The sequence below is a fragment of the Streptomyces sp. NPDC027962 genome, from assembly GCF_055566095.1.
In genome coordinates this window covers 143,552-150,112 of sequence record NZ_JBVHTA010000008.1, presented here as the reverse complement: position 1 = coordinate 150,112, position 6,561 = coordinate 143,552, and the positions used below count along the sequence as shown (strand labels likewise).

Sequence of the window (6,561 nt, the reverse complement as noted above, 5' to 3'; positions counted from 1 at the left end):
CCGTAAAAAAAAAGGTCCGGTCTTAGAACGACAACGCGCGACCTGTAGACAGGAGTCAGCCTCCTTTTTTCGTGGCGGTGTCTGCGGCCCAGATCCCCCCCCCCCCCCCCCCGGCCGATAGTGGTGTATTTCCGTGGCGTCAGACGGCGAGCGCCTGGGCCCGGCGCTTCACCTCCGTGCCGCGATTCTCCCCGAGCGCCTGGGCAGGGGTGCCCGGCAGGGTCGGGTCCGGAGTGAAGAGCCACTCCAGCATCTCTTCGTCGGTGAAGCCGTCGTCCCGCAGGAGCGTCAGGGTCCCGGCGAGACCCTTGACCACCTTGGTGCCGTCGATGAAGGCGGCAGGCACCTGCAGCGCACGGTTCTCACCGCGGCGCACGGCGATCAGCTGGCCCTCCTTGACCAGCTGGCGCACACGCGTCACCTCGACATCGAGCATTTCCGCGATGTCGGGCAGGTAGAGCCAGGCGGGGACGAGAGCATCGATCTTTGCGTCAATCTCGGTCACGGGAACAAGCCTGCCATCCAGGACCGACAGTCGGTAGCCGGGACCTGTCGCGCCGCGCCCTTCAGAGGGACGCAGCCGCCGCCTTCAGAGGGACGGACGGGTCGGCGGCTAGCTCCGGATCCAGCACCGCCCCCGACAGGATCAGCCTGCGCCCCTGGGCCAGATCACGGGCCCTGCCGACGGCCAGCAGCGCCACCAGCGCCCCTTCGCGCAGCCACAGCACCGACCAGGTGTCCTCCTCGGGCCGGCCGCGCCACAGCAGGGTGTCGGCGGCGGCGTGGTGGCCCGCGTACTGGACGAACCGGCCGAACTGCTCCGACCAGAAGTACGGCACCGGGTCGTACGCCTCGGCCTCCCGGCCGAACTCGCCGGCCGCGTCCGCGACGATGTTCGCCGCGACCGTGCGCGGCCCTTGGAGCGCGTTGTCCCAGTGGTGCACCAGCAGCCGCCGGCCGTAGCGGCCGGACGGGTAGGAGGCGCAGTCTCCGACGGCGTACACATCGGGCGCGGAGGCACGCAGGTACCGGTCCGCGACGACCGAGCCGTCCGGGCCGAGCTCGATGCCGGAGTCCTCGAGCAGGCCGGTGGCGGGCCGCGCCCCGATGCCGACGACGACGGCGCCTGCCGGGATCCTGCGGCCCTGGGCCAGGACCACGGCGCCCGGCTCGATCGTGGCCACCTGGGCGCCGGTGACGAGTTCCGCCCCGTACTGCCCGTACCAGGCGGCCATCGGAGCGGCGACCTCCGCGGGCATGGTGCCGGCGAGCGGGCGGTCGGCGGCCTCGACGACGGTGACGGCGCAGCCGGCCTGACGGGCCGCGGTCGCGAACTCCGCGCCGATCCAGCCCGCGCCGACCACGACGATGTCATGCTGCTCGGTGAGCAGGGGCCGCAGCCGGGCGGCGTCGTCGAGAGTGCGCAGCAGGTGGACGCCCGGTACGCCCCGGGTGCCGGGCAGTGTGACGGGCTCCGCCCCGGTGGCGAGGACCAGGACGTCGTACGGGACGGGGCCGGCCGCGGTGTCCACCTCGTGGGCGCCGGGGCGCACGCCAGTGACCTCGGCCCCCAGGCGCAGCTCGACGTCGAGGGCCTCGAAGTCGATGTCGAAGGCCGAGTCCTCCGCCTTGCCGAGCAGGATCGCCTTGGACAGCGGCGGCCGGTCGTACGGCTGGTGCGGCTCCGCGCCGATCACGGTGACCGGCCCGGTGAAGCCCTGCTCCCGGAGCGCGACCGCTGTCTGCACTCCGGCCATGCCCGCACCGACGATCACCACGCGCCGCCTCGGCACTGTCTGCTGCTGCCGTTCGTTCACCCGCACACCTTACGTACCTGACAGTGAGTCAGGAAGCAGCTCCTCCACCACGCTCGTCCCGCTGCCCTCCTGGGACTCCCACTCCCAGGTCTCCTCCAGCCGCACCCGGCCGTCCGGCAGGTCCACGACCGTGGAGACGCAACGGCCCGAGGAGGTGGCGCCGTCCGTCTTCAACTGCACGTAGCGGAAATCGAGACGGTCGCCCTCGCGGGTGCCCACGAGGTGTCCGCGGACCACGTCACCGCCCTCGTACTCGGCCCGGATCCGGCCCCGCTCCTCGTGGTACGTGAACCGGGTCAGGGTGCCGACCTGCCCCGGAGCCTGGTCGGCGACCGGGGAGAGGACGAGTCCGTCGAGCGTCCTGGCCACTGCTGCGGCTCCCTTACTGCGTGTCGGGGCGGGGCGTTAGGGTGGCCACCGTAAGGCACTCGCGGGAGTCCGGACGCACCGGGCTGAGAGGGAGGCTGGCCGGCCTCCGACCGTACGAACCTGATCCGGGTCATGCCGGCGAAGGGAGGGGCTGGACGCCCATGTCCGATACACGACGCACCCCTGACGTCCTCGTCATAGGGGGCGGGATCATCGGCCTGGTCACGGCCTGGCGGGCAGCGCAGCACGGGCTGCGCGTCGCCGTCGCCGACCCCGAACCGGGCGGCGGCGCCGCTCGGGTCGCGGCCGGGATGCTCGCCGCCGTCACCGAACTCCACTACGGCGAGCAGACCCTGCTCGGCCTCAACCTCGAATCCGCCCGCCGCTATCCGGACTTCGTCGCGGAACTGCAGGAAGCGAGCGGGCAGCAGGTCGGCTACCGCTCCTGCGGCACGCTCGCCGTCGCCCTGGACGCCGACGACCGTGCGCATCTGCGGGAACTGCACGCCCTGCAGCGCCGCTCGGGACTCGAGTCCGCGTGGCTCACGGGCCGTGAATGCCGCCGCCTCGAGCCGATGCTCGCGCCCGGCGTGCGCGGCGGGCTGCGGGTGGACGGCGACCACCAGGTCGATCCGCGACGGCTGGCCGCCGCGCTCGTCGTCGCCTGCGAGCGGGCCGGCGTCGCATTCCGCCGCACCTGGGCGCAGCGGCTGGTGGTGGCCGCCGGCAGGGCGGCCGGTGCCGTACTCGCCGACGGGGGCGAACTGTCCGCGGGCCAGGTCGTGTTGGCCGGTGGCAGCCTGAGCGGACGGCTGGAGGGCGTACCGGCGGACGTGCTGCCGCCCGTACGGCCGGTGAAGGGCCAGGTCCTGCGGCTGACCGTGCCGCGCCCGTACGCGCCGTTCCTCTCGCGCACCGTACGTGCGGTGGTGCGCGGCAGCCATGTGTACCTGGTGCCGCGGGAGGACGGCGAGCTGGTCGTCGGCGCGACCAGCGAAGAGCTCGGCTGGGACACGACGGTCACCGCGGGCGGGGTGTACGAGCTGCTGCGCGACGCGCACGAACTCGTGCCCGGCATCACCGAGCTGCCCCTCGTCGAGACGCGGGCCGGACTGCGGCCCGGCTCCCCCGACAACGCGCCCCTGCTGGGCTTCACCGAGCTGCCGGGCCTGCTTCTGGCCACCGGGCACTACCGCAACGGGGTGCTGCTGACGCCCGTCACCGGCGACGTGCTGGCGGCCGCGCTGGTGAGCGGCGAAGTGCCCGAGCCGGCACGCCCCTTCTCGCCCCGCCGCTTCTCTTCCGTCCTCCAGGAGCAGCCCGCATGAACGTCTCCGTCAACGGCGAAGTCCGAGAGTTCGCCGACCGCACCACCCTGGACGCCGTCGTCTCCGCGCTCACCGCGGCGCCCTCGGGAGTCGCCGCCGCCGTCAACGAGACCGTCGTCCCGCGCAGCCAGTGGGCAGGCACCCCGCTCGGCGACGGTGACCGTGTCGAAGTCCTCACCGCAGTGCAGGGAGGCTGATCCGCCGTGGCCGACGACCGTTTCACCATCGGGGGGACAACCTTCGACTCCCGTCTGATCATGGGCACCGGCGGGGCGCCCAGCCTCGACGTCCTCGAACGCTCGCTCGTCGCGAGCGGCACGGAACTGACGACCGTCGCGATGCGGCGTCTCGACCCGACGGTCCAGGGGTCCGTGCTGTCGGTGCTGGACAGGCTCGGCATCCGGGTCCTGCCGAACACCGCCGGGTGTTTCACGGCCGGTGAGGCCGTCCTCACCGCGCGTCTCGCACGGGAGGCGCTGGGCACCGACTGGATCAAGCTCGAGGTCGTCGCGGACGAGCGGACGCTGCTGCCGGACGGCGTCGAACTTCTCGACGCGGCCGAAACGCTCGTCGACGACGGCTTCACCGTGCTGCCGTACACGAACGACGACCCGGTGCTCGCGCGCAAGCTTCAGGACGTGGGCTGCGCCGCGATCATGCCGCTGGGCTCACCGATCGGCTCCGGGCTCGGCATCCGCAACCCGCACAACTTCCAGTTGATCGTCGAGCAGGCGGGCGTGCCGGTGATTCTGGACGCGGGCGCCGGCACGGCGTCGGACGCGGCGCTGGCGATGGAGCTGGGGTGCGCGGCGGTGATGCTGGCGTCGGCGGTGACGCGGGCGCAGGAGCCGGTGCTGATGGCGGAAGCGATGCGGCGCGGCGTGGAGGCGGGGCGGCTGGCGTTCCGCGCGGGGCGGATTCCGCGAAGGCATTTCGCCGAGGCGTCGTCGCCGGTCGAGGGGCTTGCGGCGCTGGATCCGGAGCGACCCGCGTTCTGAGGGCGCGGTGCCCCGGAAGGCGGTCGCGCGTCACAGCTCGGCTGCAGTCGTGGCCCGGCTGCGCCCGGGCCGTCGGCCCTGTCCGCCCCGGCTCGTAGAATCGGCGCGTGGACACGACCCTCCAGGACCCTCTCGTCGGGCAGCTGCTCGACGGCCGCTACCGAGTCGATGCGCGCATCGCCGTCGGCGGCATGGCCACGGTCTACCGGGCCGTCGACACCCGTCTCGACCGGGTGCTCGCCCTCAAGGTGATGCATCCGGACCTCGCCATGGACGCCACGTTCGTGGAGCGTTTCATCCGCGAGGCGAAGTCCGTGGCGCGCCTGGCCCACCCCAATGTGGTGGGGGTATTCGACCAGGGCGCCGAGGGTGCATACGTCTATCTGGCGATGGAGTACGTCGAGGGCTGCACCCTGCGTGACGTGCTGCGCGAGCGCGGTGCGCTCCAGCCGCGGGCGGCGCTGGACATCCTGGAGCCCGTGCTGGCCGCCCTCGGCGCCGCGCACCGGGCCGGGTTCGTGCACCGGGACATGAAGCCGGAGAACGTGCTGATAGGGGACGACGGCCGGGTCAAGGTCGCCGACTTCGGTCTCGTGCGCGCTGTGGGTTCCGTCACGAACACCTCGGGCACGGTCCTCGGTACGGTCTCGTACCTCGCGCCGGAGCAGATCGAGTACGGAACCGCCGACACCCGTGCCGATGTGTACGCGTGCGGTGTGGTCCTGTACGAGATGCTGACCGGCTCCAAGCCGCATGCCGGGGACACCCCCGCCCAGGTGCTGTTCCAGCATCTGAACGCGGACGTCCCGGCCCCCTCCGCGCTCTTTCCCGCCCTCGCCGTCGAGCTGGACGAGCTGGTCGCGAGCGCGACCGCCCGGAATCCCGAGGTCCGTCCGTACGACGCGGTGGCGCTGCTGGCAAAGGCACGCGAGGCGCGGTCGGCACTGAGCGCCGAGCAGCTGGACGCCGTGCCGCCGCAGGCCCTCTCCGAGGACCGGGCTCAAGGCGGCGCAGTCGCCGACGACGACCGTACGGACGTGATCCCGCGGGCACTTCCCCGCGAGGAGCCCGAGATCCACCACACGGCCCGGCTGGCCATGCCCCGCCCGGAGCCCGGCCGGGGGGCCGCGCCGGCACGGTCGCGGGCCGCCTGGCCGCCCCGCCGGGCCCTGATCGCACTGCTGATCGCGGTGGTCGCCGTTCTCGGTATCGGTACGGGCGTCTGGTACATCAACTCGGGCCAGTTCACCCGCGTGCCCGCCCTGATCGGCAAGAGCGAGAAGGAGGCACGGCAGACCCTCGACAAGGCGGGTCTGGACGTGAAGGCGGTCCGTCACGACTTCAGCGAGACCGTCGCCCGGGGTACGGTCATCAGGAGCGACCCCGGCACGAACGAGCGCATCCGGGGCAACGGCTCGGTGACGATCACCCTCTCCCGCGGGCCGAAGATCGTGAAGGTGCCGCACGTGGTGGGCAAGCCGCTTGCCGAGGCGGAGCGCGAGCTCCGCAGAGCCGGGCTGGCGCCGGGCGTGGTCACCCGGGAGTTCGACGAGAGCGTCGCCCAGGGCTCGGTGATCAGCACCGACCCGGCCGCGGACAGCAGCCGCAGCCCCGACACCGCCGTGTCGCTCGTGGTCAGCAAGGGCGCGCCGATCGACGTCCCCGATGTGACGGGCGAGTCCGTCGAGGACGCCACCGCCGAGCTCGAGGAGGCGGGCCTGAAGGTGGACGTCGCCGAGGAGCGGATCCACTCGACCGAGGAGGCCGGGGCTGTCGCCCGGCAGTCGGCGGCCGAGGGCACCCGTCTCGCCAGTGGCGACACGGTCACGCTCACGGTGTCCAAGGGCCCGCGGATGGTCGAGGTCCCCGATGTCGTCGGCGACACCGTGGACGACGCCACCGCCGAGCTGGAGGCGGCCGGCTTCGAGGTGAAGGTCGAGAAGAACTTCCCCTTCCTCGGCGACAAGGTCGAGAGCCAGTCCACCGAGGGCGGCGGCCAGGCGCCCGAAGGCAGCACCATCACCATCAAGATCAAGGGACTGTAGTTCT

General features: G+C 72.5%; 7 protein-coding genes and 1 riboswitch. Of the genes, 4 read left to right on the top strand and 3 right to left on the bottom strand.

Annotated features, from left to right (window positions below; all coding sequences use genetic code 11):
* Positions 1–139: 139 nt before the first annotated feature.
* The 3 genes from ACZ4SA_RS10665 to ACZ4SA_RS10655 all read right to left on the bottom strand — a co-directional run bounded on the left by ACZ4SA_RS10665 (position 140) and on the right by ACZ4SA_RS10655 (position 2,186).
* Positions 140–505, bottom strand: coding sequence for an Rv2175c family DNA-binding protein (locus tag ACZ4SA_RS10665; RefSeq protein ID WP_468272182.1), 366 nt, complete (start codon positions 503–505; stop codon positions 140–142).
* 61 nt (positions 506–566) lie between these two features.
* Complete coding sequence (locus ACZ4SA_RS10660; protein WP_468272366.1) at positions 567–1,757, bottom strand: NAD(P)/FAD-dependent oxidoreductase; 1,191 nt, start codon at positions 1,755–1,757, stop codon at positions 567–569.
* Positions 1,758–1,826: 69 nt separating this feature from the next.
* Positions 1,827–2,186, bottom strand: a complete 360-nt coding sequence (locus tag ACZ4SA_RS10655; protein WP_468272180.1) for an avidin-fold protein — start codon at positions 2,184–2,186, stop codon at positions 1,827–1,829.
* Positions 2,187–2,237: 51 nt separating this feature from the next.
* Positions 2,238–2,350: riboswitch (TPP riboswitch) on the top strand.
* On the opposite strand from ACZ4SA_RS10655, the gene thiO reads away from it, so the two are divergent.
* The 4 genes from thiO to pknB all read left to right on the top strand — a co-directional run bounded on the left by thiO (position 2,348) and on the right by pknB (position 6,557).
* Complete coding sequence (gene thiO, locus ACZ4SA_RS10650) at positions 2,348–3,514, top strand: glycine oxidase ThiO (RefSeq protein ID WP_468272177.1); 1,167 nt, start codon at positions 2,348–2,350, stop codon at positions 3,512–3,514. Its footprint overlaps the riboswitch before it by 3 nt.
* Entirely contained in the window at positions 3,511–3,711 is a 201-nt protein-coding gene (gene thiS / locus ACZ4SA_RS10645) for a sulfur carrier protein ThiS (RefSeq protein WP_468272174.1), read from the top strand. The genes thiO and thiS overlap by 4 nt, the downstream gene beginning before the upstream one ends.
* A 6-nt stretch (positions 3,712–3,717) precedes the next feature.
* On the top strand, positions 3,718–4,512 hold the full coding sequence (locus ACZ4SA_RS10640) for a thiazole synthase (protein WP_468272172.1): 795 nt from the start codon (positions 3,718–3,720) through the stop codon (positions 4,510–4,512).
* A gap of 107 nt (positions 4,513–4,619) precedes the next feature.
* Positions 4,620–6,557 (top strand): Stk1 family PASTA domain-containing Ser/Thr kinase, encoded by a 1,938-nt coding sequence (gene pknB, locus ACZ4SA_RS10635; protein ID WP_468272169.1) that lies wholly within the window; start codon positions 4,620–4,622, stop codon positions 6,555–6,557.
* The last annotated feature ends 4 nt before the right edge of the window (positions 6,558–6,561 follow it).